The following is a 1,104-nucleotide window of genomic DNA, read 5'->3' on the forward strand; positions in this document are numbered from 1 at the left end:
TACTGCTTCACTATCGGTCACCAGGGAGTATTTAGCCTTGGCAGATGGTCCTGCCGGATTCCGACGGGGTTTCACGTGTCCCGCCGTACTCAGGATACACTTCGGAGAGTGTTAGCTTTTGGTTACAGGGCTTTTACCTCTTTTAGCGGGCCTTTCCAGACCTCTTCGCCTAACCAACACTTTTGTAACTCCATGTGAAGTGTCCTACAACCCCAAGAAGCAAGCTCCTTGGTTTGGGCTAATCCGCGTTCGCTCGCCGCTACTGACGGAATCACTTTTGTTTTCTCTTCCTCGGGGTACTTAGATGTTTCAGTTCCCCCGGTATGCCTCTTACTAAGCTATGTATTCACTTAGTAGTAACTGGACATTACTCCAGCTGGGTTTCCCCATTCGGAAATCCCCGGATCAAAGCCTGCTTACGGCTCCCCGAGGCGGTATCGTTGTTCGCCACGTCCTTCTTCGGCTCCTGGTGCCTAGGCATCCTCCGTGCGCTCTTAATAGCTTAACCAATGCTTCGGTTGATTCGGCTTGTGCGCCTTTTTCATTTAATTTCTCTCATCTCAACAAACATTAAGCGGTAGAAATTCAATGAAAAGATGTCGCAGCAATCTCGAACAACCTTCGCTAACATCAACTGCCGAGCTCGCATTCGCTAACTCTGCTCGCTGATGGTTAATCCAGCTAAAGGATGTTTCAGCAATTCTTTTCTTTCGTTATCCAGTTTTCAAGGAACAATGTTCAACATTTTCCCGAAGGAAAAGTTGTTGGTGGAGCCAAGCGGGATCGAACCGCTGACCTCCTGCTTGCAAGGCAGGCGCTCTCCCAGCTGAGCTATGGCCCCATAATGGGATCCGACTTCTCAGAGTCGATAGTGGTGGGCCTTAGTGGACTCGAACCACCGACCTCACCCTTATCAGGGGTGCGCTCTAACCAGCTGAGCTAAAGGCCCTCAGTTATTCTCTTTTTTGACTGCACAGGTACAACTTTGCACCCGCTTGGCGACGTCCTACTCTCCCAGGACCCTGCGGTCCAAGTACCATTGGCGCTGGAGGGCTTAACGGTCGTGTTCGGTATGGGAACGCGTGGTTCCCCTCCGCCATCGCC

At 51.3% G+C, this 1,104-nt stretch carries 2 tRNA genes and 2 rRNA genes; all 4 read right to left on the reverse strand.

Annotated features, from left to right (window positions below):
* Nucleotides 1–508, reverse strand: a 23S ribosomal RNA gene (locus AC0YN0_RS31155); the annotation flags it as partial.
* Nucleotides 509–765: 257 nt separating this feature from the next.
* A tRNA-Ala gene (locus AC0YN0_RS31160) sits at nucleotides 766–841 on the reverse strand.
* 31 nt (nucleotides 842–872) lie between these two features.
* Nucleotides 873–949: transfer RNA gene (locus tag AC0YN0_RS31165), tRNA-Ile, on the reverse strand.
* 44 nt (nucleotides 950–993) lie between these two features.
* Nucleotides 994–1,104, reverse strand: a 5S ribosomal RNA gene (gene rrf / locus AC0YN0_RS31170); the annotation flags it as partial.

The organism is Paenibacillus sp. J22P218, from assembly GCF_056269195.1.